18 protein-coding genes are annotated in these 23,948 nt (G+C 66.7%); 9 read left to right on the top strand and 9 right to left on the bottom strand.

Going from position 1 to position 23,948, the window contains the following annotated elements:
- Positions 1-58: 58 nt before the first annotated feature.
- Positions 59-1,414 (bottom strand): polyhydroxyalkanoate depolymerase, encoded by a 1,356-nt coding sequence (locus R2676_RS10350; RefSeq protein ID WP_206274850.1) that lies wholly within the window; start codon positions 1,412-1,414, stop codon positions 59-61.
- 256 nt (positions 1,415-1,670) lie between these two features.
- Here R2676_RS10350 and R2676_RS10355 point away from each other — a divergent pair, with 256 nt between their 5' ends.
- Positions 1,671-2,330 carry a glutathione S-transferase family protein gene (locus R2676_RS10355; protein WP_206274532.1) on the top strand — a complete coding sequence of 220 codons (660 nt, stop codon included), beginning with the start codon at positions 1,671-1,673 and terminating at the stop codon, positions 2,328-2,330.
- Between the two features lie 77 nt (positions 2,331-2,407).
- Here R2676_RS10355 and R2676_RS10360 read toward each other — a convergent pair whose 3' ends face one another.
- From R2676_RS10360 to R2676_RS10370, 3 genes are read right to left on the bottom strand one after another with little or no spacing between them, the layout of a single operon-like run.
- Positions 2,408-3,661 (bottom strand): NAD(P)/FAD-dependent oxidoreductase, encoded by a 1,254-nt coding sequence (locus R2676_RS10360; protein WP_206274533.1) that lies wholly within the window; start codon positions 3,659-3,661, stop codon positions 2,408-2,410.
- A 13-nt stretch (positions 3,662-3,674) separates the two neighbouring features.
- Positions 3,675-4,031 (bottom strand): RidA family protein, encoded by a 357-nt coding sequence (locus tag R2676_RS10365; RefSeq protein ID WP_027679703.1) that lies wholly within the window; start codon positions 4,029-4,031, stop codon positions 3,675-3,677.
- Between the two features lie 59 nt (positions 4,032-4,090).
- Positions 4,091-5,683 (bottom strand): N-acyl-D-amino-acid deacylase family protein, encoded by a 1,593-nt coding sequence (locus R2676_RS10370; protein ID WP_206274534.1) that lies wholly within the window; start codon positions 5,681-5,683, stop codon positions 4,091-4,093.
- Positions 5,684-6,025: 342 nt separating this feature from the next.
- Here R2676_RS10370 and R2676_RS10375 point away from each other — a divergent pair, with 342 nt between their 5' ends.
- Complete coding sequence (locus R2676_RS10375) at positions 6,026-6,955, top strand: hypothetical protein (protein WP_206274535.1); 930 nt, start codon at positions 6,026-6,028, stop codon at positions 6,953-6,955.
- A gap of 3 nt (positions 6,956-6,958) precedes the next feature.
- On the opposite strand, the gene R2676_RS10380 is transcribed toward R2676_RS10375, so the two are convergent.
- The 4 genes from R2676_RS10380 to R2676_RS10395 form a co-directional block, all read right to left on the bottom strand.
- Positions 6,959-8,410 carry an efflux transporter outer membrane subunit gene (locus R2676_RS10380; RefSeq protein ID WP_206274851.1) on the bottom strand — a complete coding sequence of 484 codons (1,452 nt, stop codon included), beginning with the start codon at positions 8,408-8,410 and terminating at the stop codon, positions 6,959-6,961.
- Positions 8,410-9,726: an efflux RND transporter periplasmic adaptor subunit gene (locus R2676_RS10385; protein WP_206274536.1), complete on the bottom strand. Its 1,317-nt coding sequence runs from the start codon at positions 9,724-9,726 to the stop codon at positions 8,410-8,412. Before R2676_RS10385 ends, R2676_RS10380 begins: the two co-directional genes overlap by 1 nt.
- Complete coding sequence (locus R2676_RS10390; protein WP_206274537.1) at positions 9,719-12,925, bottom strand: efflux RND transporter permease subunit; 3,207 nt, start codon at positions 12,923-12,925, stop codon at positions 9,719-9,721. The genes R2676_RS10385 and R2676_RS10390 overlap by 8 nt, the downstream gene beginning before the upstream one ends.
- Positions 12,926-13,096: 171 nt before the next feature.
- Positions 13,097-13,570: a MarR family winged helix-turn-helix transcriptional regulator gene (locus tag R2676_RS10395; protein ID WP_147217618.1), complete on the bottom strand. Its 474-nt coding sequence runs from the start codon at positions 13,568-13,570 to the stop codon at positions 13,097-13,099.
- 187 nt (positions 13,571-13,757) lie between these two features.
- On the opposite strand from R2676_RS10395, the gene R2676_RS10400 reads away from it, so the two are divergent.
- The 6 genes from R2676_RS10400 to R2676_RS10425 all read left to right on the top strand — a co-directional run bounded on the left by R2676_RS10400 (position 13,758) and on the right by R2676_RS10425 (position 22,397).
- A complete protein-coding gene (locus R2676_RS10400; RefSeq protein ID WP_206274538.1) occupies positions 13,758-14,591 on the top strand; it encodes a p-hydroxycinnamoyl CoA hydratase/lyase in 834 nt (277 codons plus the stop codon).
- Between the two features lie 38 nt (positions 14,592-14,629).
- Entirely contained in the window at positions 14,630-16,093 is a 1,464-nt protein-coding gene (locus R2676_RS10405; protein ID WP_206274539.1) for an aldehyde dehydrogenase, read from the top strand.
- Positions 16,094-16,174: 81 nt separating this feature from the next.
- Positions 16,175-18,079: a feruloyl-CoA synthase gene (locus R2676_RS10410; RefSeq protein ID WP_206274852.1), complete on the top strand. Its 1,905-nt coding sequence runs from the start codon at positions 16,175-16,177 to the stop codon at positions 18,077-18,079.
- 60 nt (positions 18,080-18,139) lie between these two features.
- The gene (locus R2676_RS10415; protein ID WP_206274540.1) at positions 18,140-19,888 is read left to right on the top strand and encodes a tannase/feruloyl esterase family alpha/beta hydrolase; all 1,749 of its coding nucleotides are present in this window, start codon (positions 18,140-18,142) and stop codon (positions 19,886-19,888) included.
- Positions 19,889-19,917: 29 nt separating this feature from the next.
- Positions 19,918-21,138 (top strand): 3-(3-hydroxy-phenyl)propionate transporter MhpT, encoded by a 1,221-nt coding sequence (mhpT, locus tag R2676_RS10420; RefSeq protein ID WP_206274541.1) that lies wholly within the window; start codon positions 19,918-19,920, stop codon positions 21,136-21,138.
- A gap of 122 nt (positions 21,139-21,260) precedes the next feature.
- On the top strand, positions 21,261-22,397 hold the full coding sequence (locus R2676_RS10425) for a porin (protein WP_316857219.1): 1,137 nt from the start codon (positions 21,261-21,263) through the stop codon (positions 22,395-22,397).
- A 21-nt stretch (positions 22,398-22,418) separates the two neighbouring features.
- Here R2676_RS10425 and R2676_RS10430 read toward each other — a convergent pair whose 3' ends face one another.
- Positions 22,419-23,279 (bottom strand): SDR family oxidoreductase, encoded by an 861-nt coding sequence (locus R2676_RS10430; RefSeq protein ID WP_206274543.1) that lies wholly within the window; start codon positions 23,277-23,279, stop codon positions 22,419-22,421.
- A gap of 156 nt (positions 23,280-23,435) precedes the next feature.
- Here R2676_RS10430 and R2676_RS10435 point away from each other — a divergent pair, with 156 nt between their 5' ends.
- Complete coding sequence (locus R2676_RS10435; RefSeq protein WP_206274544.1) at positions 23,436-23,927, top strand: DUF421 domain-containing protein; 492 nt, start codon at positions 23,436-23,438, stop codon at positions 23,925-23,927.
- Positions 23,928-23,948 lie beyond the last annotated feature (21 nt).

The raw sequence follows: 23,948 nt of genomic DNA on the forward strand, positions 1-23,948 counted from the left end.
TGGAGAATGACCTGCCCCGCTTCGATACTCGCCCTGTTGAATGACGCCTCGCTGACAGTCAGTGCGTGAGCGCCATCTTGCGCGAGCGTCGGCGGGTGGCGGCCTGGCTCGACGTTCGCGCATCGAGCAGCGCGCGCAGTGTGACGCGGTGCGCGTTGTCTTCGTCACTGGCGGTGGTGCTGGCGTCGAAGGGCTCGTTGTCGTGGATGGTGGCGCGCACGATCGGGTAGATCTGCTTTTCCCATTTGCTGCCGTTGAACACGCCGTAGTGGCCCGCACCGGCCTGCACATGGTGCGTCTTCAGGTAGGGCGGCAGCCCCGAGCACAGATCCTGCGCGGCGACGGTCTGCCCGACCGCGCAGATGTCGTCCTTCTCGCCCTCGACCGTCAGCAGCGCGGTGCGATGGATCGCCGCCGGTTCGACCAGCCGACCGCCGACCATCAACTCGCCGCGCGGCAATGCGTATTGCTGAAAGACCTTCTCGACCGTTTCCAGATAGAACTCGGCGGTGAGGTCGCACGTGGCGAGGTATTCGTCGTAGAAGGCGCGGATCGTGTCGGCCTTGGCCGGGTCGCCCTTGGCGCGCTGGTAATACATCTCTTCAAACGACTGCACGTGGCGTTCCGAATTCATCGACATGAACGCGCTCAACTGCACGAAGCCCGGATACACGCGGCGCTGCTCGCCAGCAAAGCCGGGCGGCACCACGCCGATCAGGTTCTTCTCAAACCATTCGATCGGTTTGCTGTTGGCCAACGCATTCACCGCGGTGGGGCCCACGCGACAATCGATGGGGCCGGCCATGAGTGTGAGGCTGGCGGGCTGCGCGGGGTCGTTGTCGGCGGCCAGGAGCGAGACCGCCGAGAGCGCGGCCACGGTCGGCTGGCAGATGGCCAGTACGTGTGCGTCGGGGCCGATGTGGCGGATGAAATCGATCAGGTGGCCGACGTATTCATCGAAGCCGAAGCGCCCGGCTGACACCGGAATGTCGCGCGCGTTGTGCCAGTCCGTCACGTACACGTCGTGATCGGCCAGCATCGTGCGCAGCGTGCCGCGCAGCAGCGTGGCGAAGTGCCCGGACAAGGGCGCGGCAACCAGCACGCGCGGTTGCGGCGTGGGCGTGGTCTTGCGGAAGTGCACGAGGGTGCCGAACGGCGTTTGCATCGCGGTCTCTTCCACGATCGGCACCACGCGGCCGTCGACCTCGACGCTGTCGATACCGAACGATGGGCGGCGGTGCGTGATCGCGCTGCACTCCAGCAGTTCGAGCCACGCATCCACTGCCCGGGCAGTGGGATGCTCGGTCGACTGTGGCCACTGGGCCATCGCCAGCCGCGAGAACGAGGCCCATGCACGCGCGGGCCGCAGGCATTCGGACAGCCACTGGTAGAGGGGATACGCGAGCAGGTTCATGGCAGCTTCCGTGATGGCGTCGCAAGACACGTCAAGGCCGGTGGAACGAAGCAGGCAATACATGTGCCAACTCACATGCCGGTGGGCGCCAAACCGCATCCGCGCTGATGATGACTGGCACAGGCTTTGCGCGGCATCCACGCAGGGTGCGGCGTGGCACGCGTCTTTGCAGCGCGCGGGTGCAACCAGCGCACCGGCAAGGTGCTTGGCGCCGGTCATGCACCTGATTGGAAAACGGGGACAACCGGGGACCGATATGAGATCCGTCGACCTGACAACGCTGACGATCAGCAGTCGTAACTATTCGTCGTGGTCGATGCGCGGCTGGCTCCTCGCCAAGCTCAGCGGCCTGCCTTTCGAGACGGTGAGCGTGCCGATCGACGCCTCATCGCGGGCGGAATTGCTGCTGCTGTCGCCGTCGATCCTGGTGCCGTGCCTCACGCACGAAGGCCGCAAGGTGTGGGACGTGCTGGCGATTGCCGAATACCTCAACGAACTCTCGCCCGAGGCCAAGCTGCTGCCCGCCGACCGACATGCCCGCGCGCATTGCCGAGCGATCTGCGGCGAGATGCATTCGGGCTTCAGCGCGTTGCGCTCGGCGCTGCCGATGAACCTGCGCGCACATTTTCCGAACTTCCGCATCTGGTCCCGCGCGCAGCACGACATCGAGCGCATCACGCTCATCTGGCGCGAATGCCTCGCCCAGTACGGCGGCCCCTGGCTGTTTGGCGAAATCAGCATGGCCGACGCGATGTACGCGCCAGTCGTCATGCGGTTCCTGACCTATGACGTCAAGCTCGATCCGGAGATTGCCGAGTATTGCCTGCGCGTGCTTGAGCACCCGCACGTCGCCGAATGGATTGCCGGGGCGAAGGCTGAGCAGGCAGATATCGATGAGCTGGATATGGAGTTTTAGGCGGGCGAGGGCGCCGAAGGACCGGCGCGACGATGACCTGCCGATCAAATACCCGCCCCGCACCCGCGCGGATGGAACTAGCCCGCTGAATCCCAGAACCGCTGAGCACGGAACGGGCGAACATCCACAGCCGGTGTTTCGCCCATCATCATTTCCGCAATTAAGCGCCCGGTAATCGGACCCAACGTCAAGCCGTGGTGTGCATGGCCGAACGCGAACCACATGTTTGCGTGGTGCGGCGCCGGTCCGATGATCGGCAGCATGTCGGGCGTGCAGGGGCGTGCGCCCATCCAGGGTTCCGCATCCACACGTTCGGCCAGCGGAAAGAGCTTGCGGGCGACGGGCTCGACGGCATTGAGCTGCACGGGCGTCTTCGGAGCATCGCGGTGTGCGAGTTCCGCGCCCGTCGTCAGCCGGATGCCGCGTGCCATCGGTGCCAGCACATAACCGCCGTCCGCATCGAGCACGGGATGGTTCAACTGCGCACCTTGCGCGGGTGCGTAGTGCATGTGGTACCCGCGCTTGACGGCCAGCGGCAGGCTGTAGCCCAGGCGCGATGTCAATACATCCGCCCACGGCCCCGTCGCCACGACGACGTTGTCTGCGCGCAGCTCGCCTTCCTTGGTTTGCAACAGCCACGGGGCGTTGGGCGTCAGCGTGTTGGCATCGGCTTCAAACAGGCGGCCGCCGAGTTGCTTGAAATACGTTGCGTAGGCCGTGACCAGCGCGTTCGGGTCGCTCACGGAATCCGCTTCCGTATAACGCAGGCCGCCGAGCAGCGATGTGTCCAGATGCGGTTCAACGCTGCGCAGGCGCGCCGGGTCAAGCGCTTCAAAGGCGACGCCGTATTCGCGTTGCCAGCGCTCGACGTTGCGCGTTTCCTTGTCTTGCGTGGCGGCATTGCGGAAGACCTTGATCCAACCGCTGGGCCGGATCAGATGCATGGCGCCGGCGGCTTCGGCCAGCGCGCGGTGCTCGCTCACGCTGTGCGCGATCAGCGGCGCATACGCACGCGCAATCGCCGCGTGCCGCGTGGGGTGCGAGTTGCGCCAGTACTGCCACAGAAACGGCAGCAACCGCGGCAGGTCGCCGGGGTGGTAATGCACGTCCGCCGACGTGTTGCCCGCATAACGCAACAACGTCGACAGGTCGCGCGGAAACGCATACGGATACACACCCTCGCGCTGGATCAGCCCGGCATTGCCGAACGACGTCTCAAAGCCCGGCGCACGGCGGTCCACCAGCGCAACGGCGCGCCCGCGTTTCTGCAGATGCACCGCCACCGACACGCCGACAATGCCGGCGCCCAGCACAAGGGTGTCAAAGCGCATGGCGGCTGGCTCCTTAACCCTTGGCCAGCGCCGTGACGGCGATTTCCACATCGATGCCCGGGCGCATCAGGCCCGACTGCACGCAGGCGCGCGTGGGCGCGTGGCCGGCCGGCACCCACGCTTCCCACGCGGCGTTCAGCTCGGCGAAGTGCTTGGCGTCGGTCAGCCAGATGTTGGCGGAGATCAATCGCGTCTTGTCGACACCCGCTTCGGCCAGCAAGGCGTCGATGCGCGCGAGGATGTTGTTGGTCTGCTCGGTGATCGACTTGAAGTCGCTGTCGGGCACTTGGCCGGCCAGATGCACGATGCCGTTGGCGATCACGATCTGGCTCATGCGGGCGTTGGTGTGGAAGCGTTGGATGTCGGTCATGTCGATTCGGGTGTGGATAAAAAAAACCAAAGAAGCGTCGATGGTAGCGCTCCTGGGCGTCACTTGCGCAACGCCTGCCCCGCCAGCACATCCGGCACCGCCTTGCCATCGGCCACGGCCACCGTGCCGTTGACGAGCACCCACCGCACGCCCACGGGCGGCAGCCCAGGCCGTTCATAGCTGGCGCGGTCGGCGTAGGTGGCGGGGTCGAAGACGACCAGGTCGGCAAACTTGCCAGCCTGCACGGTGCCGCGGTCCTTGATGCCGAAGATTTCGGCCGTGCGGGCGCTGGCCTGGCGGATGGCAAACGGCAGCGTCATCACGTGCTTGCGCGTGACGTATTCGCCCACGCGGCGTGCGAAGGTGCCGGCTTCGCGCGGGTGTCCGGCAATGCCGTCGGAGCCGCCCACGACGAAGTCCTGCTTCATGAACGCTTCCAGGTCGGCATCGCTCATGTTGAACGACACGATGTTCGTGCCGCCGTGCTGGATCACGCTGATGGCCGCATCGACGGGGCTCACGCCGAGCTTCTTGCCCAGCGCCTCGAGCGACTGGCCGTTGTATTCGGGGTTGGCGGAGATCAGCACCTGCGCCGCCGGCCCGTTGCGCTGTTGCATGGCCTTTTCCATGTCGGTGGCAATGCGCGCGCGCGTGGCCGGGTCTTCCAGACGCTTGAGCAGCGCGTCGTTGCCGCCGTCACGCGCCCAACCCGGCACCAGCGCCGGAATGATGTGCGTGCTCGACGCCGTGTACGGATACTGGCTTGCCGATACGTTCATGCCGTTGGCCTGCGCCTGCCGAATCAGGCTGATGATCTCGGCGCTCTTGCCCCAAGAATCCACGCCCAGCGCCTTGATGTGCGAGATGTGGATCGGGATGCCGGACTGCTGGCCGATGTCCAACGCCTCCTTCACGGCGTTGACGAGGCCGGTGCGAAAGTTGCCCTCGTCGCGCAGGTGTGTGTCGTAGATGCCGCCACGCGCGGCCACGGTCTTGGCCAGCGCGACCACCTCGTCGGTTTTGGCGAACACGCCTGGCGTATAGACCAGGCCCGTCGACATGCCGAATGCGCCGTCGCGCATGCCGTCTTCCATCAGGGCTTGCATGGCCTTGAGTTCGTCGCCGGTCGGTGCGCGCGCCACGTCGCCCATCACGCGGTGGCGCACGGCGTTGTGGCCCACCAGCATGGCCACGTTGGTGCCGATGCGGTTGTCGTCCAGCGCCTTGAGCGTCGGCCCGATGCGGTCGAGATCCGGCCCGTCGCCTTCGAGCACGATGCCGTCGTTGCCGATCACCACCGTCGTCACGCCTTGCAGCAGGTACGGCAGGTTCTGGCGCCGGTCTTTGGAGATGAGGTTGTGATAGGCGTGCGTATGCGGATCGATAAAGCCCGGCGCCACCACCAGCCCGCGCGCGTCGAGCACCGTTTTTGCCGGCACGCCCGTGGCGGAGGGCTGCACCAGCACGATGCGGTCATTGCGGATGCCCACGTCGGCCACGAAGGGCGCGCCGCCACTGCCGTCGACCACCGTGCCGTTGCGGATGAGGATGTCGAGTGGTTCAGGCTCCGGCGCGGTACGGGCTGGGCCGGCAAGCGCCAGGCTCAGGGTGAGGGCGGACAGCAGGCACTGCGGCAGACGGTGTGGGCGCATATCGGCTTCCTGTGAGGTTGCAGCGAGTGTAAGGAGCCTCGTCGCACACATCGCATGCAAATGGTTCCGACCGGTATGCGCAGCGGACATGCGGGCCGTTGCCGGCCAATGCGCCCACATAAGGCGCCGATACAACACTCGGTGATTTCAACATCTGATTTAAGAACAACTAATCACCCGCAATCCCTTGCCGGCATTGGGCCTGGCAAGACATTGGCGACAATGTGCTGCCGCCCCCACTCTAGAGGGGGGCGCCCGCTTTGCCCCAATGACACAATCGCCGAAATTCAGAAATCCATGCTGCGCCGCGGCGCGGCGTGGCAGACCCGGATGAGGAGCTTCATGCAAGGAAGGTGGATTGCGATATCGGCGGCGCGTGCGCGGGCGCATCGGCTGTATGGCGTTCGCGGCTGGCTGGTGACGCTGCTGTGGCTGAACACGCTGCCGGCGCTGGTGGTGGTGCTGGCGATCGCCATGGTGCTGATATCGGGCGAGACGGGCGACGGCGCGGCGCGGTCGCTGCCGGCGCTGGCGGGGCTGGCGTTTCCGTTGGGGCTCGTGGTGGTGGCGTTCTTGCGTGTGCGCTGGTTTCCGTGGGTCTGGCTGGGATATTGCCTGCTGCAATTGGCCGCCACGCTGGGCATGAGCGGTGGGATCAAGGCGTGGGCCGCGCAGGCATCCGGTGCGACGTCGGCGGGATGGCCGCTTGCGCTGTTGCTCGCGGCGGAGGTGTTGGTGCCGATCGGGACGCTCGCGTATCTCGCCCGCTCGCGCCGCGTGCGCGTGACGTATCGGCACGAGGTGCGCGCGAGCGATCCGGCCGCCGCGCCTGCCGTGTTCGACAGGCTGAACCCGAACGAAACGCCGTCCGACGCCACCGACCACGCGCGCGAACGCGCTGCGCTGCGCCGCGTGACGCAGGAACTCAGTTCCGGCGTGCTCGACACGCAAACCTGGATGCACGTGATGCGCCATCACGCCGAGGCCACCGATGGGGCGCGCACCACGGCATATGTGCGGGCGCGCATGGCTGTGCTGTGTCCGCCGGCGCATGTGCATCCGCCGCTTGTACGCACACTCGCATCGGGTTTGGGCGCGCTGCTGGTCAGCCTGTTCGCGGCGGCTGCGTTGATGGCCGCAGTGATTGCGGTGGCGATGAGCGTGCCGGGCGATGCGACCGCGCTGCTTGAGTTGCTCGTTGCCGTGGCGCTGACGTTGAGCTGGCTGGCCGGGCTGTTTGTGGGCGCGCGCTTCCTGCGCGCCGTTGCCTGAGGCTTAACGGTTGGCCGTTGGCGGGGCCATTACGTGGTTCCAATCGCCGCCCACCGCCTTGACGAGGAACACGCTCGTCGTCATCTGCTGGCCGAGAATCTGCACCGCCGTGCGCTGGTTGTTCAACAGCGACTGCTGCGCGGTGATCACGTCCAACGACGTTGCCAAGCCGCCCTCATAGCGCGCGCTGGCAATGTCGTAGACCTTGCGGGCGCTTTCCACGGCGTGGCGCGCCTGGCTTGCGGCACGGTCCAGCGATTGCAGTCCGGCCAGACCATCTTCGACTTCCTGCAGCGCGCCCAGCACCGTCTGGCGGTAGTTGGCGATCGCACCTTGGTAGGCCGCGTTGGCAATGTCCACACGCGCCCGCGTGCGGCCGGCGTCAAACACCGTCTGGGCGATCTGCGTGCCGAACGACCACAGCAGCGTCGGCGCAGAAAATAGCAGGGCCAGATCGCGGCTTTCCCAACCGGCGCCGCCGTTGAGCATCACGCTCGGGAAGAACGCTGCGCGTGCCACGCCGACTTGCGCGTTGGCAGCGGCGGCCCCGCGTTCAGCGGCCGCCACGTCGGGGCGGCGTTCGATGACGTCGGACGGCAGCGCCACCGGAATCTGTGGCGCCGTGCCCTTGAGCGGGTTCGGGTCGAGATGGAACGCAGGCGCCGGTGTGCCGACCAATGTGGCCAGCGCGTGTTCGTACTGCGCGCGCTGCTTGGTCAGCAGTTCGGCCTGCGTGGCGGTGCTGTCGACCAGCGCCTGTTGCTGCGCCAGATCGAGCCCCGATGCCACGCCGTCCTGATGCCGTGAGGTGACGAAATCGAGCGCCTTGCGCTGCAGCGCCAGCCCTTCCTGCACCACGGCGATTTCCGCATCGGTCTCGCGCAGGTTGTACCAGGTGGTGGCGACCTGCGCGGCCAGCAGCAGGCGGAAGTTCTCGAGATTGGCGCCGGCCTGCGCTTCGCTTGCCGCCGCGTTGGCGACGGTGTTGCGCACGCGGCCGAACAGATCGGCTTCGTAACTTACGTCGGCGCGCACCACGAAATCGCTTTGCACGGTCGACATGGTGGGGCTGGTGTACGACGAAAGCGGCCGTTCCGACGAGGTGCGCGTGCGCGTGTCGTTGTTGGTGGCCGTGATGGTCGGCAGCAGGCTGGCGCGTGCCACGCGCGTCTGCGCCTGTGCCTGCTCCAGGTTCGACAGCGCAACCTTGAGCGATTGGTTTTCCTGCAGCGCCTTTGTGATCAGCCTGTCGAGCTGTGGATCGTTGAAGCGCTGCCACCACGGGCCTTTGGGCGTTGCATCGGCGGGTTGCGCGGCGCGCCACGGTGCTTCGGTCTGCCAGTGCGCCGGCACGTCCATGGCGGGGCGCTCGTACGTCGGTGCCAGCGAACAGCCGGCCAGCGAGACGAGCAGCCAAGCCGCCAGCGCGGCAGAGCGCAACCGCGGTCGACCCATCATGATGCGCGCGGCGCCGATGCCGCCGATGCCGCCGGTGCCGAAGCGGGCGCGGGCGTGACGATGGTCACCGCCTCGCCTTGCTCGATGGAATCCGCCGGGTTGAGGATCAGCGCGTCGTTGGGCTTGAGGCCCGAGACGATCTCCACCGTGCGGCCGTAGTCGCGCCCGATGGTGACGGGGCGCAGGTCGACGCGGCCGTTTTCTGCGATGGCGATGCGCGGGCCTTCCTTGCGGAAAAGCAGCGTGTTCGTCGGCACGAGGTAGGTGCCCTGTGCGCTGGCGCTCGCGCTCGCACTATCGCCGGACGATTTGCCCTTGATGGCGACCTGCACGTACGCACCCGGCAGCAGGCGGCCGTCCTTGTTGGGCAGCTGCACTTCCACCTGCATGGTGCGGGTCGTGGCGTCGATGGCGCCCGAGGCGCGTGCGATGGTGCCGTGGAAGGTCTGGCCGGGCAGCTCCGACAGCGTGACGGCCACGTCCTGCCCAACCTTCACCTGCTGCGAATACGCCTGCGGCACATACAGGTAGATGCGTAGCGGATCGGTCTGCGCCAGCGTGAACAGCTCGCGGTTGGCGCCCGCGTTGCCGGCATTGACGAGCGTGCCGACATCGACATTGCGCTTGGTCACCACACCCGCAAACGGTGCCACCACGCGGCGGAAGCCTTGCAGCTCCTGCAGGCGGCGCACGTTGGCTTCGGCGGCGGCCAGGTCGGCCTGGGCCTGGTTGGCGGCGCTGGTGCGCTCGTCCAGTTCCTGTTGCGAGACGGCGTCTTTCTGGCGCAGGTTCTGCCAGCGCGTGAGCGACGTCTGCGCCAGCGCCTTGCGTGCGGCGGCCTGGTTGCGTGTGGCTTGTGCCTGGTTCAGTTCCTGGTCGACTTCGGGCGTGTCGAGCAGCGCCAGCACTTCGCCCTTGTCCACATGGGCGCCGATGTCCTTGAACCAGCGCAGCACGTAGCCGCTGGTGCGGGCATAGATGGGCGATTCAACGTAGCCCTGCAGCGTGCCCGGCAGCGTCAGCTCGCGGCTGGCGTTGGCCGGTTTGGGTGCAGTGGTGGTGACGTAGCGGCTGGTCTGCGCGCTCACCTGACGCTCCAGCGCATGCGCGTTGTAGTAGCGGCTGACCAGCGTGCGCCCAGCGCCCAGCGCCAGCAGAACCACCACGACGATCACGACCCAGCGTGCACGGCGCATGGCCGGCGCGCGGTCCACCTGTTCGATCGGGTCGACGGTGACGACGTGGTGCGGCGGGCCGTCCGCTGGATGCCCGGAATGCGCCCCAGGATGGGCACTGGATGTTTGCTCAGACATGTCCTTCGCTTCCCCGCAAATCGTCACTACGCCGGGCGGCGCGCCGCTGCAATCTGTTGTGCACGCTGGCAAACACCACCGGAACAAAGAAAAGGGTCGAGACGGTCGCGAACAGCAGACCGCCGATCACCGCGCGCCCCAGCGGCGCGTTCTGCTCTGCGCCCTCGCCGAGGCCCAACGCCATGGGCACCATGCCGATGATCATCGCCAGCGCCGTCATCAGCACCGGACGCAGGCGGGTGGCGCCGGCTTCGAGCGCCGCCTGCACCGGCGCAATGCCTTCTGCCAATCGCTCGCGCGCGAACGAAATCAACAGAATCGAGTTGGCGGTCGCCACGCCCATCGTCATGATCGCCCCCGTGAGCGACGGCACCGACAGCGTCGTTCCCGTCAGGAACAGCATCCACGCAATGCCGGCCAGCGCGGCGGGCAGGGCGGTCACGATGATGAGCGGGTCGATCCACGACTGGAAGTTCACCACGATCAGCAGGTACACCAGCACGATGGCCATGACGAGCCCGACGCCCAGGCCAAGGAACGACGATTCCATCGTGTTGACCTGACCGCGCACGGTGACCTGCGCGCCGCGTGGCAGCTTCGGGCGGATGTCGTCGACGGCCTTCTGCACTTCCTTGGCGACGGCGCCCAGGTCGCGGCCCTGCACGGCAGCATAGACGTCCACCACCGGCGTGATGTCGTAGTGCGACACCACTTGCGGCTGCACCGCGGGGCTCACCTGCACGAGGTTGCCCAGCAACTGCGGCCCGCCTGCCTGTGCAGCGCCACCGCGCGAGCTTGCCACCGGCGTGCGCAGCAGTGCTTCGAGCGAATCGACGCGGTACTGCGGGCTGGTGACGGCCACCTGGTACACCACACCGTTGATCGGGTTGAGCCAGAACGTGGGCGAGGTCTGGAAGCTTGAGCTGAGCGACACCAGCAGGTTCTGCGCCACGTCGCGCCCTTCCAGGCCGACCTGCTGGATGCGCGTGCGATCCATGTTCAAGGCGAGCGTGGGCTGGTCGAAACGCTGGTGCACATGCGTATCCACCGCGCCAGGAATCTGCTTGATGCGGTTGGCCAGAATGCCCGCAAGCTGCTGGTTGGTCGCCACGTCGGCGCCGGAGAACTGCACGTCGATGGCCGACGGCAAACCAAAGTTCAGGATCTGGCTGACGATGTCTGCAGGCTGGAAGGCGAATTCCACACCGGGGAAGCGTTTCGGCAGTTCCTCGCGCAGGCGGCGGATGTATTCCGCGCTGGGTTTGCGCTCGCCCTCGTGCAGGGCGATGAGGATTTCACCGTCGAGCGTGCCGATGGTGCCCGCGTTGCTGTAAGACAGGTTGATCCCCGAGTTCGGCACGCCCAGGTTGTCGAGGATGGTCGACAGCTCCTGCTTGGGAATGATCTCGCGGATAGCGGTTTCCACTTCGTCGGCCAGCCGTGCGGTTTCTTCAATCCGCAGGCCCGACGGCGCGCGCATGTGCAGGCGGATCTGGCCGGCATCCACATCGGGGAAGAAGTCGCGCCCGAGCACGAGGTACAGGGCGCACGACGCCACGCAGAAGCCCAGGAACGACAGTGCGAACACGCGGCGGTATTCCAGCAGGCCGCCGAGGATGGCGGCGTAGTTGCCGCGCATGTGTTCGAACTGCGTGTTGAATGCCCGGTAGAGGCGGCCGAAGGTGCTCGGTTTTGCGTCGGCTTTCCGGGCGTCTTGCGTGTGGCCGGTCATGAGCATCATCACCAGCGTCGGCACCAGCGTGCGCGAAAGCACGTATGAAGCCAGCATCGCAAAGATCACCGCTTCGGCCATCGGCACGAACAGGTAGCGCGCCACGCCCGTGAGGAAGAACATCGGCACGAAGACGATGCAGATGCAGAGGGTCGACACGAAGGCCGGCACGGCGATCTCGGCGGCGCCGTCGAGGATCGCGGTGATCGGCTCCTTGCCTTCGTGCAGGTGGCGCTCGATGTTCTCGATGGTGACGGTGGCGTCGTCCACGAGAATCCCGACCGCCAGCGCCAGGCCGCCCAGCGTCATCAGGTTGATGGTCTCGCCGATCAGGTGCAGCACGATGATCGACGACAGGATCGACAGCGGAATCGACACCGCAATGATGGCCGTGCTGCGCCAGTTGCCCAGGAACAGCAGGATCATCGCGGCCGTCAGGCATGCGGCGATCAGCGCCTCGCGGATCACGCCTTCAATGGCCGCCTTCACGAACAGCGACTGGTCGAACAGCGGCGTGATCTTCAGGTCTTGCGGCAACACGGCGGCCGCGGCCGGCAGGAGCTTGTAGATGTTGTTGACGATATCGAGCGTCGATGCGCCGCCGTTCTTCAGGATGGAGAGCAGCACGCCGCGCTGGCCGTCCTGACGCACCACATTCGTCTGCGGCGAGAAGCCGTCGCGCACATTGGCCACGTCACCCAGATAGAGCGTGGCGCCGTTGCTCGTCTTGACCGGAATCGCATTGAGCGCGGCGATGCTGCCCGGCGTGCCGTTAAGCGTGACGCCGTATTCGGTGGCGTCGATCTTTTGCGTGCCGGCCGGCAGGATCAGGTTCTGCGCGCCCACGGCGTTGACGATATCCACGGGCGTCAGGCCCTGGGCCAGCAGCTTCTGCGTGTCGAGGTCGACCGTGATCTGCCGGCTCTTGCCGCCATACGGGAACGGCACGGCAATGCCCGGCACCGTGATCAGGCGCGGGCGCAGGAAGTTCACCGCCGCATCGTTGAGTTCCTGCTCCGACAGCGTGTTGCTCGACAGGCCCAGTTGCAGGATCGGAATGCTCGACGCCGAATACTTGATCACCAGTGGCGGCGTGGTGCCGGGCGGCAACTGCCGCACCTGCGCCTGCGTGCTCGCCACGATCTGCGCGAGTGCGGTCTGGATGTTGGCGTTGGGCTGGAAGAAGACCTTGATGATCGACACGCCGCCCAACGATTGCGACTCGATGTGCTCGATGTCGTTGACGGTGGTCGTCAGGCTGCGCTCCGTGACCGACACGATGCGGTCGGCCATCTCCTTGGCAGGCAGCCCGTTGTAGTTCCAGATGATGCTGGCGACCGGAATGTCGATTTCCGGAAAGATGTCCGTCGGCGTACGCATGAGCGTAAACGGCGTCGCCAGCAGGATCAGCAGGGCGAGGACGATGAACGTCAGCGGCCTTCGCAGCGCGAGTTGGACAATCCACATGGAGGCGTTTCAGAACCGCGGTGCGTTGATGGAGGGCGACGGTTGTTCGATCCGGCCCGACAGGCAGGGACCAACCATTCTAGCGCCGGGGGCCGCCGATCAATATGTCGCTTTGATCTGACTTTATTACATTGCATAACGGCAACTGCCGTGGCAACTGAAGGGCCCCGCTCAGCGCAGATTGCGCCCGCATTGCAGCAGCAGATCGTGCAGCAATGCCGCGTGCGCGGCGTCGATTCCCTGCAGCATTTCCTGCTCGAGCCGGCTGACGGCCTCGTCGCACAGCGCCAGCAAGGCGAGCGCTTCGTCGGTCAACCCGAGCATGACGATGCGTCCGTGCGTTGGGTCGGGCGTGCGCGTCACCCAGCCGCGCGCTTCCATCGCCTTCACCACTTCATTGGCCGACTGCGGCGACATGAACGAGCGCTCCGCCAGTTGCGCGTTCGACAGGCTGCCGCGCGCGTGCAGCACGGACAGCGCCGTGAATTGCGGCACCGTCAGCCCGTGCGGGGCGAGCGCCTCACCCAGGCGGCGCTTGACGATGCGGTCGGTGCGGCCGATCAGGTAGGGCAGTCGTGCAGACGTTGCGGGTGCGCCGTCTTGTGCGGGCTGAGGTGTGTTGCGTTTGGTTCGTGTGGCCGCCATGGATGTGAGTGGGTGTGCACCTATGCAGATGCGCACATTCTGCTACGTGTCGTTCGGATCAGGGTTTACGGCAATGATAATCTCCTTGTTATATCAGGCTACCTGATATTAAATTGGCACCAAGCTGAGACGCGCCGCACACAAGACGGCGGGCGTCTCAAGCAGCCGACAGATCAAGGAGACGGAAATGGCTGATTACCAAGGGCGCTGGCAAACCGTGGACGTAAAGGTGGACCAGGGCATTGCATGGGTGACGTTCAACCGCCCCGAGAAGCGCAATGCCATGAGCCCGACGCTCAACTCGGACATGATCCAGGTGCTCGAAGCGCTGGAGCTGGATGCCGATGCCAAGGTGCTGGTACTGACCGGCGCAGGCGATGCGTGGACGGCCGGCATGGATTTGAAGGAGTACTTCCGCGAAGTCGACGCCGGCTCGGAAATCCTGCAGGAGAAGATCCGGCGCGATGCCTGTCAGTGGCAATGGAAGCTGCTGCGCATGTATGCCAAGCCGACCATCGCGATGGTCAACGGCTGGTGCTTCGGCGGCGGGTTCTCGCCGCTGGTGGCGTGCGATCTGGCGATTGCGGCGGACGAGGCCACCTTCGGCCTGTCGGAAATCAACTGGGGCATTCCGCCGGGCAACCTCGTCAGCAAGGCGATGGCCGATACCGTGGGCCACCGCCAGGCGCTCTACTACATCATGACCGGCGAGACCTTCACCGGTCAGCAGGCCGCCGCCATGGGCCTCGTCAACGAGAGCGTGCCGCGTGCCCACTTGCGTGCGCGCACCGTGGCACTGGCCGAGAAGCTGCTGGAGAAGAACCCCGTGGTGCTGCGCGCCGCCAAGCACGGCTTCAAGCGCAGCCGCGAGCTGACGTGGGAGCAGAACGAGGATTATCTGTACGCCAAGCTCGACCAGGCCACGCTGCGCGATCCGGAGGGCGGCCGCGAGCAGGGCCTCAAGCAGTTCCTGGACGACAAGTCGATCAAGCCGGGCCTGCAAGCCTACAAGCGCGCCTGATCTGGCCCGCTCACGCCAACGCCCCCGGAGACGAACCCATGCCTGAGGTGACTCAGCTTGTGACCCTGCTGATCGGCGGTGAAAGCCGGCCAGCTGCCAACGGTGCCACCTTCGAGCGCCGCAACCCCGTCAACGACGCGGTCGCATCGCGCGCGGCGGCGGCCACGCTGGAAGATGCCGACGCCGCCGTGCAGGCTGCTGCCGATGCGTTCCCCGCGTGGGCGGCCTTGGCCCCGGGCGAGCGCCGCAAGCGGCTGCTTAAGGCCGCCGACCTGATGGACCAGCACACCGACGCCTTCATCCGCGCCGGCGCGGCGGAGACCGGCGCCAGCGCCAACTGGATCGGCTTCAACGTCATGCTGGCGGCCAACATGCTGCGCGAAGCCGCCTCCATGACCACGCAGATCGACGGCAGCGTGATCCCCTCGGATGTACCGGGCAACGTTGCGATGGCCGTGCGCCAGCCCTGCGGTGTGGTGCTCGGCATTGCACCGTGGAATGCGCCGGTGATCCTGGGCACGCGCGCGCTGGCAATGCCGCTGGCATGCGGCAACACGGTCGTGCTCAAGGCGTCGGAACTGTGTCCCGGCGTGCATCGGCTGATCGGCACCGTGCTGCAGGAGGCGGGCCTGGGCGATGGCGTGGTGAACGTGGTGACCAACGCGCCGGCGGACGCCGCCCAGGTGGTGGAGCGCCTGATCGCGCATCCGGCCGTGCGCCGCGTGAACTTCACGGGCTCGACGCATGTGGGGCGCATCATTGCGCAGCACGCGGCGCGGCACCTGAAGCCTGCGCTGCTGGAGCTGGGCGGCAAGGCGCCGGTGCTGGTGCTGGACGATGCCGACCTCGATGCCGCGGTGGACGCGATTGCGTTTGGCGCATTCTTCAACCAGGGGCAGATCTGCATGTCGACCGAACGCGTGATCGTCGAACGCAAGATTGCCGATGCCCTCGTCGACAAGCTGGCCGCCAAGGCGCGCACGCTGCGCGCAGGTGACCCGACTGACGCGACCGCGCAACTGGGCGCGATGGTGAGCGTAGATGCGGCCCGGCGCGTGCAGGCGCTGGTGGAAGACGCCCGCGCGCACGGCGCTGCGCTGCCCGTCGGCTTGCACATGGATGGCGCCATCGTGCAGCCGGCCATCGTGGATGGCGTGACGCCGGCCATGCGGCTGTACAACGAGGAATCGTTCGGCCCCGTGGTGACGGTGGCGCGCGTGGATGGCGATGAAGAGGCGATCCGCCTGGCCAATGACAGCGAATACGGCTTGTCGGCCGCCGTGTTCAGCCGGGATGTGTCGCGCGCCATGCGGGTCGCGCAGCGTATCGAATCGGGCATTTGCCACATCAACGGCCCCACCGTGCACGACGAGGCGCAGATGCCGTTTGGCGGCGTGAAGAGCAGCGGCTACGGCCGGTTTGGCGGCAAGGCGTCGATTGCCGAATTTACCGAGCTGCGCTGGATCACCTTGCAGAATACGCCGCGCCACTATCCGATTTAACCGATCTGAAGTTCGGCAGCCGCCCACCACAACCATAAAACGGGCGGCGCATTCAGGAGACAAGACGTGAATCACGTCGAAATGCAGGCTCAGGGCCCGCAGGTTCAAACCGGGCATCACACGCCGCCCCCGGCAGGTGTGCCCGATCACCCCTACAGGCAGGTTGCCGTGAGCGATGCGCCTGCGCGTTGCGAGATGGACGCGCGCGACCGCGGTGTCTGGCACGTGCGCAATACCGAAGCGCTTGCCGAGCATCCGGCGCGCATGACCGACTGCCTGGTCGCGGGCGCGCAGCGCCACCCCGATCGCGTGCTGGCGGCACGTCGGGGGCCGGACGGCGCATGGATCAAGCTGACCTATCGCGAGATGCTGGAGCGCGCACGCGCCATCGGCCAGGCGCTGCTGGATCGCGGCGTCTCCACCGAGCGCCCGCTGGCGATCCTGTCCGGCAACGATCTTGAGCACTTGCAGCTGGCGCTGGGCGCCATGTGGGCGGGTGTGCCGTACGCGCCGGTGTCGCCGCCGTATGCATTGGTGTCGACGGATTTCGGCAAGCTGCGCCACGTGTTTGACGTGCTCACGCCGGGGCTCGTCTATGCCGCCGATGGCGCGGCCTTTGCCAACGCCATCAGCGCGGTGGTGCCGCCCGGCGTGGAAGTCATCACGCGCGACGGCGTATTGCCCGGGCGCAGCGCCACCGCCTTCGACACGCTGCTGCACACCCCCGTGACCACGGCAGACGCCGCGCAGGCCGCAACCGGCCCTGATACGCTGGTCAAGGTGCTGTTCACCTCCGGCTCGACGCGCGCGCCCAAGGCCGTGCCGACCACGCACCGCATGCTGTGCAGCAACCAGCAGATGCTGCGCCAGACGATTCCCGAATTCGCCAAGGAGCCGCCGGTGCTGGTGGATTGGCTGCCGTGGAACCACACGTTCGGCGGCAGCCACAACGTCGGCATCGTGCTCTACAACGGCGGCACGCTTTACATCGACGACGGCCGTCCCGTGCCCGGCAAATTCGACGAGACCCTGCGCAACCTGCACGAGATCGCACCCACCGCGTATTTCAACGTGCCCAAGGGGTGGGAAGAACTCGCGCTGGCGCTGGAGCGGGACCCGGCGCTGCGCGAGACCTTCTTCTCCCGCGTGAAGCTCTACTTCTTTGGCGGTGCGGGCTTGTCGCAAGAAGCCTGGGACCGGCTGGAGCGCGTGACCGGCCAGCACTGCGGCGAACGCATCCGCATCATGGCCGGCCTGGGCATGACCGAGACGTCGCCGTGCTGCTTGTTCACGACCCGGCCGATCATGCGTTCGGGCTATGTCGGCACGCCAGCGCCGGGCTGCGAACTCAAGCTCGTGCCCGTGGGCGACAAGCTGGAGGCGCGCTTTCGCGGGCCGCACGTCATGCGTGGCTACTGGCGCCTGGGCGAAGAGCCTGGCGCACCGGTCTTCGATGAAGACGGCTACTACTGCAGCGGTGACGCGCTGCGTTTCTACGACGCGGACCACCCCGAAAAAGGCCTCGTCTTCGATGGCCGCATCGCGGAGGACTTCAAGCTCAGCTCCGGCACGTTCGTCAGCGTGGGCCCGTTGCGTGCGCGTGTGATCGCCGCGGGCGCGCCGTATGTGCAGGACGTGGTGATTGCCGGCATGAACCGTGACGACATCGGCTTGCTGGTGTTCCCGCAGATGGAGCGATGCCGGCGGCTATCGGGCCTGCCGCAAAGCGCAAGCGCAGCCGAAGTGCTGGCCGCCCCTGCCGTGCGCGCCGCATTTGCCGCACTGCTGCAAGAACTGAACGCCACGGCCACCGGCAGCGCGACGCGCGTGGCGCGGCTGCTGTTGCTCGACGTGCCGCCATCGCTTGACCGCGGCGAGATCACCGACAAGGGCACGCTCAACCAGCGCGCCGTGCTGGCCCACCGTGCCGAGCAGGTCGACACGCTGTATCGCGATGGCGATCCCGCGGTGATTCGCGCGGGCTGATTCCAACGCAGCACGACACCCAACCGGCAAAGACCGGTTCATCCACCCAGGAGGAGACTCATGAAGACCGTCATGTCACGGGGCATGGCGCTGGCCGCGCTCGCCCTCGCGCTGAGCTGCGCCGGCTGCAGCGACGACAGCACAGGCGACGCACCGTCGTCGCAAGCATCGCAGCTGCCGCAGCTTTCGCCTGCCACGGGTTTGAATCTCGCCAGCGCATGCGAGAGCTTTGCCGGCAAGCTGAGTTTTGCCAACACCAGCATCACCGCCATCTCGACCGTGGCCGCCGGCACGTTGAGCGTGGGCGGCAACGCCGTGCCCGAGCACTGCCTGATTACCGGCACCATGAACACGCGCGTGAGCCCGGTGGACGGCAAGACGTACGCCATCGGTTTCGAGATGCGTCTGCCCAAGGCATGGAACGGTCGCTTCTACTACCAGGCCAACGGCGGGCTGGATGGCGCGGTGGCCACGGCGCTGGGCGCGTTGGGCGGTGGTCCGGTCAGCAGTGCGCTCGGCTCCGGGTTTGCCGTCATCAGTTCGGATGCCGGGCATAACGGCAGCCAGGTGCCGCTGTTCGGGCGCGACCCGCAGGCCCGCCTCGATTACGGCTACAACGCCGTTGCCACGCTCACGCCGATGGCCAAGTCGATGATCGCGCAGGTGTACGGCAAGGCGCCGGACCGCAGCTACTTTGGCGGGTGCTCCAACGGCGGGCGCCATGCGATGGTGGCCGCCGCACGTTCGGCCAATGCGTATGACGGCATCGTGGCCGGCGACCCGGGCTTCCATCTACCCAAGGCGGCCATCAACGAGGTGTACAGCGCCCAGCAACTGGCGACGGTGGCGACCGCCAACACCAGCGCGGGCTTTCCAGACATCACCACGTCCCTGAGCGCCGCGGAGCGCGCCATGGTCGCCAGCCACGTGCTCGCCAAGTGCGACGCATTGGATGGCACGACCGACGGCATGATCAACAACCTCAAGGCGTGCCAGACCGCCTTCAGCCTCGCCAACGATGTCCCGACCTGCACCGGCGCCCGTGACGGCACCTGCCTGACCGCCGCGCAGAAAACCGTGATGGCGAACCTGTTTGCCGGCGCGCGCAACAGCGCAGGGCAGGCGTTGTACTCGGGCTTTTCGTTTGACGCCGGCATCAGCGGCAGCAACTGGGCGGCGTGGAAGCAAGGCAACTCGATCCAGCTGGATCCTGCAGCGCTGGCGTTCGTGTTTACGACCACGCCGCAGCCGGCGTCGGCCATCACGTCACTCACCGCGTATGGCTTGGCGTTCAACATGGACACCGACGCGCCGAAGATCTTCGCCACAGACGCCACGTACACCGAATCGGCGTGGTCGTTCATGACGCCGCCGGATGAGACCAACCTCGGCACGCTCAAGGGGCGCGGCGCCAAGCTGATGGTCTATCACGGCACGAGCGACCCGGTGTTCTCGTCCGACGACACGACCGACTGGTACCAGCGCCTGGCCGCAGCCAACGGCGGCGATGCCAGCAACTTCGCGCGCTTCTATCCGGTGCCCGGCATGAATCACTGCGCGGGTGGGCCGACCGCCGACCAGTTCGACATGCTCACGCCGCTGGTGGCCTGGGTGGAACGCGGCGTGACGCCCGACAGCGTGGTCGCCACCGCACGCGGCCCCGCCAACGCCGTGCCGAATGCCGAAGTGCCCAGCGACTGGAATGCCGCCGGCCACGACCGCACGCGCCCGCTGTGCGCCTACCCCAAGAACGCGCGCTACACGGGCACCGGCAGCATCAACGACGCCTCGAGCTTCAGTTGCCAATAACGGCCGGCCAACATCCGGAAGGAGACGCCATGCAAACCACCACCACGACGTTGAGCCGGGAGACCGTTGGCCCCGGCGTCGCCATGACGCTCGGGCTGTGCTTCATCGTTGCACTGCTTGAGGGGCTCGATCTGCAATCCATCGGCGTGGCTGCGCCGCGCATGGCGCGCGAGTTCGGCCTGTCGGTCGGGCAGATGGGCCTGGCCTTCAGCGCCGGCACGTTCGGCCTGTTGCCGGGCGCCATGCTGGGCGGCCGGCTGGCCGATCGCATCGGCCGCAAGCGCGTGCTGATCCTGGCGACGGCGCTGTTCGGCATCTTTTCGATCGCCACCGCGCACGTGTGGGATTTCAACAGCCTGTTGGCGATCCGCGTGGCCACCGGCATCGGCCTGGGGGCCGCCATGCCCAACCTCATCGCGCTGTGTGCCGAAGCGGTACCCGCGCGCCTGCGCAACACCGCCGTGAGCGTCATGTATTGCGGCATCCCGTTTGGGGGCGCCATCGCCGCGGTGGTCGGCATGTTGAGCGCCGGCGATGCCGGCTGGCGCCACATCTTCTACGTGGGCGGCTTCGGCCCGCTGGTGGTGGTGCCGCTGCTGCTGACGCTGCAGGAATCGCGCCGGTTCGACAGCGCGCAGCGCGGCGCCATCCAGCCGCCGCCGGTGTCTTGGGCGCTGTTTGGCGAGCGCCGCATGGCGGCCACGCTGTTCCTGTGGGTCAGCTATTTCTTCACGCTGATCGTGCTGTATTTCCTGCTCAACTGGCTGCCCTCCCTGATGGCCGCACAGGGGCTGAGCCGGCCGCAGGTTGGCATGGCGCAGATCCTGTTCAACATCGGCGGCGGTGCGGGCGCGCTGGGCATTGGCATGCTGATGGACGCGGCGCGCCCGCGCTGGGTGGTGTCGGGCATGTATGTCGGCATCATCGCGGCGTTGTCGTTGCTGGCTGCGGCGGGCGGCATGGCATCGATGTCGGCCGGCGCCTTCATGGCGGGGCTGTTCGTGATCGGCGCGCAGTCGGTGCTGTATGCGCTGGCGGCGGCGTACTACCCGACCGTGGTGCGCGGCACCGGCGTGGGCGCTGCGGTGGCGGTGGGCCGGTTGGGCTCGATCGCCGGGCCGCTGCTGGCCGGTCAACTGCTGGCGATGGGGCAGCATGCCACCACCATCATCGGCGCCAGCATCCCGGTCACCATCATCGCGGCGCTCGCTGCGCTGCTGCTGCTCAAGCGGCCGCGCGTGCAGGACTGACACAGCGGTTCTGTTTTTCGCGCCGTCCGGCCGGATGGCGCCTTCCACATCCACATATTCCAAACTGCCGGCCCGCCAGACATTGGGGGGCGGGACCGGCTCGACCCTAGGAGGGGCCCCACATGCAAACCACCAACTTGCGTACGCACTGTCTCGTGCTGGCTGCTGCCACGTGCGCGCTCGCCAGCGGCGCGGCCAATGCGCAGAGCGTCACGCTCTACGGCCTGATCGATACCGGCATCGAATACGTAAGCCATGCCAATACCAATGGCAACGGCCTCACGCGCATTCCGTCGGTCACGGGCACGCTGCCCTCGCGCTGGGGCCTGCGCGGCGCTGAAGACCTGGGCAACGGCATGAAGGCCGTGTTCACGCTGGAAAGCGGCTTCAACACCGACACCGGCACTTCCGGCCAGGGCGGCCGCCTGTTCGGCCGGCAGGCGTGGGTCGGCCTAGCCAGCCACTACGGCACCGTCACGCTGGGCCGGCAGTACAGCATGGTGTTTCTGTCGCTGGCCGATGCAGACATCCTCGGCCCCAGCCAGTACGCCATCGGCTCACTCGATGCCTACATTCCAAACGCGCGCACGGACAACACCATCGCCTACAAAGGCACCTTCAGCGGCCTGACGGTCGGCGCCACATATTCGTTCGGGCGTGACGCGGCGGGCGGTGTGCCGGCCTCCGGCACCTGCGCGGGCGAGGTGGCGGGCAATGCATCGGCGTGCCGTGCCATGTCGGCCATGGTGAAGTACGACGCGGCCACCTTTGGCGTGGCCGGCGCTTATGATGAGCAGCGCGGCGGCACTGGCGCCACCGCATCGTTCTTCAACGGCAGCGCGCCCATTGCGCTCACCGATGCGGGCGACAAAGACCGCCGCATCGTCGCCAATGGCTATGTGAAACTCGGCAACGCCAAGCTCGGCGTGGGCTGGATCGGTCGCCACGTGCAAGCCGTTGCCGGCGACGTCCGTTCCAACCTCTACTTCGTCAACGGTAGCTATCCGCTCACGGGTGCGCTCACGCTCGATGCGGGCCTGATCCGCCTGGTCAATGCCGACCGGAGCCGCAGCGCGACCATGGCCGTGCTGCGCGGCGTCTATGCGCTATCCAAGCGCACGGCGCTGTACGCGCAGACCGGCTATCTGTGGAACAGCGCCAACGCGCAGTATTCCGTCAGCGGTGGCGGCGGTGGAACCACGCCGGGCAAGGGCGTGAACCAGCTCGGCGCGATGGTGGGGATGCGGACGGCGTTTTGATGCGGCCGGGGGGCGGCACCGTCACCCGTTGACGATCTCGCCCCCATTCGGATGCAGCGTCTGCCCCGTCATGTAGCTCGCATCGGCAGACGCCAGAAAGATGTAGCACGGCGCAACCTCATCCGGCTGGCCGGCCCGGCCCAGCGGCTCGTTGCTGCCGAATTTGGCGACGTGCTCGGCGTCGAAGGTAGACGGGATCAGCGGTGTCCAGATCGGCCCCGGCGCCACGGCATTCACCAGGATGCCCTTGTCCGCCACCTGCTGCGCCAGCGAGCGCGTGAACGCCACGATCGCCCCCTTGGTGGCGGCGTAGTCCACCAGGTGGCCGCTGCCGCGAAACGCCGTCACTGACGTCGTCGTGATGATGCGCGCGCCTTCATGCAGGTGCGGCAGCGCGGCCCGGATCAAATAGAACATCGCAAAGACGTTCGTGCGGAACGTCCGTTCCAGCTGCGCCGCATCGATGTCGGCCAGGCTTTGCTGCGGGTGCTGTTCTGCTGCGTTGCTCACCACGATGTCGATCTTTCCAAACGTGGCGACCGCCTGCGTGACGACCGCGCGGGCGTGGGCCTCGTCGCCCAGGTCGCCGGCAATGGCTTCGCAGCGGCGGCCGGTCGCGCGGAGGAGGCGGCAGGTCTGGTTGGCGTCGTCGTGTTCGTCCAGGTACGCGATCAGCACATCGGCGCCTTCCTTGGCAAAGCCGATGGCGACCGCGCGGCCGATGCCGCTGTCGCCGCCGGTGACGATGGCAACCTTGTCTGTGAGCTTGCCGCTGCCGACGTAATTTTCCATCTCGGATTGCGGGCGGGGCGTCATGTTGCCTTCGGCGCCGGGCTGGCGGTCTTGGTGCTGTGGCGGTTGCTGTTGGGGCTGGTCGGGCATGGTCGGCTCGCTATGGAAGGGTGGAGATACCGGCTTTCAGCACGCGCCATGCCATTGCGCGCGAATGTGATGCGAGAGCGAAATCTCAGGTGCATGCCCGGAGGCACGCGGCTTGCTCCGTGGTGGAAAACACTTCACATCACCACGGGAGGCGCCATGGACACGCTGCTGTTCCTCTTTGGCGAAGGCAAGGATCTCAACCCGCTGCAAACCGCGATGCGCGCGGTGGTGGTGTTCGCCATCGGGCTGGCGCTGGTTCGCCTCTCTGGCCGACGCTCGTTCGGGCAGCGTGCACCGTTCGACTTTGTGGTTGCCGTGTTGCTCGGGGCGACGTTGAGCCGCGCGATTGTCGGCGCGTCGCCGTTTGTAGCAACGATATCGGCCTCACTCGCGCTGGTGGCCGTGCACCGTCTGCTTGGGTGGGCGTGCGTGCGGCTGCCTCAGCTCGAACGGCTCATCGCGGGCCGCCAACGCGAGGTCTATCGCGAAGGCCGTTTCAACCAGGGCGAGATGGATGCGGCACTCATTACCGTGGGCGATGTGCACGAGAGCGTGCGCCAGACCTTGGGCTCGCGCACGCTGGACGATGTGGAGGCCGCCATCCTGGAGCGCAACGGACAGGTCAGCCTGATCCGCAAGCGCCGCTGATTTTTCACACCTGCATACCAC

This window comes from Ralstonia flatus (assembly GCF_958439105.1).
GTDB classification, from domain to species: domain Bacteria; phylum Pseudomonadota; class Gammaproteobacteria; order Burkholderiales; family Burkholderiaceae; genus Ralstonia; species Ralstonia flatus.

Bases quoted from the DNA above. Each gene is read 5' to 3' on its own strand.
- R2676_RS10395 (WP_147217618.1), bottom strand. From the start codon at position 13,570: ATGGCGGCCACACGAACCAAACGCAACACACCTCAGCCCGCACAAGAC.
- R2676_RS10400 (WP_206274538.1), top strand. From the start codon at position 13,758: ATGGCTGATTACCAAGGGCGCTGGCAAACCGTGGACGTAAAGGTGGAC.
- R2676_RS10380 (WP_206274851.1), bottom strand. From the start codon at position 8,410: ATGGGTCGACCGCGGTTGCGCTCTGCCGCGCTGGCGGCTTGGCTGCTC.
- R2676_RS10405 (WP_206274539.1), top strand. From the start codon at position 14,630: ATGCCTGAGGTGACTCAGCTTGTGACCCTGCTGATCGGCGGTGAAAGC.
- R2676_RS10365 (WP_027679703.1), bottom strand. From the start codon at position 4,031: ATGACCGACATCCAACGCTTCCACACCAACGCCCGCATGAGCCAGATC.
- R2676_RS10370 (WP_206274534.1), bottom strand. From the start codon at position 5,683: ATGCGCCCACACCGTCTGCCGCAGTGCCTGCTGTCCGCCCTCACCCTG.
- R2676_RS10430 (WP_206274543.1), bottom strand. From the start codon at position 23,279: ATGCCCGACCAGCCCCAACAGCAACCGCCACAGCACCAAGACCGCCAG.
- R2676_RS10375 (WP_206274535.1), top strand. From the start codon at position 6,026: ATGCAAGGAAGGTGGATTGCGATATCGGCGGCGCGTGCGCGGGCGCAT.
- R2676_RS10435 (WP_206274544.1), top strand. From the start codon at position 23,436: ATGGACACGCTGCTGTTCCTCTTTGGCGAAGGCAAGGATCTCAACCCG.
- mhpT (WP_206274541.1), top strand. From the start codon at position 19,918: ATGCAAACCACCACCACGACGTTGAGCCGGGAGACCGTTGGCCCCGGC.
- R2676_RS10385 (WP_206274536.1), bottom strand. From the start codon at position 9,726: ATGTCTGAGCAAACATCCAGTGCCCATCCTGGGGCGCATTCCGGGCAT.
- R2676_RS10355 (WP_206274532.1), top strand. From the start codon at position 1,671: ATGAGATCCGTCGACCTGACAACGCTGACGATCAGCAGTCGTAACTAT.
- R2676_RS10350 (WP_206274850.1), bottom strand. From the start codon at position 1,414: ATGAACCTGCTCGCGTATCCCCTCTACCAGTGGCTGTCCGAATGCCTG.
- R2676_RS10415 (WP_206274540.1), top strand. From the start codon at position 18,140: ATGAAGACCGTCATGTCACGGGGCATGGCGCTGGCCGCGCTCGCCCTC.
- R2676_RS10360 (WP_206274533.1), bottom strand. From the start codon at position 3,661: ATGCGCTTTGACACCCTTGTGCTGGGCGCCGGCATTGTCGGCGTGTCG.
- R2676_RS10390 (WP_206274537.1), bottom strand. From the start codon at position 12,925: ATGTGGATTGTCCAACTCGCGCTGCGAAGGCCGCTGACGTTCATCGTC.
- R2676_RS10410 (WP_206274852.1), top strand. From the start codon at position 16,175: ATGCAGGCTCAGGGCCCGCAGGTTCAAACCGGGCATCACACGCCGCCC.
- R2676_RS10425 (WP_316857219.1), top strand. From the start codon at position 21,261: ATGCAAACCACCAACTTGCGTACGCACTGTCTCGTGCTGGCTGCTGCC.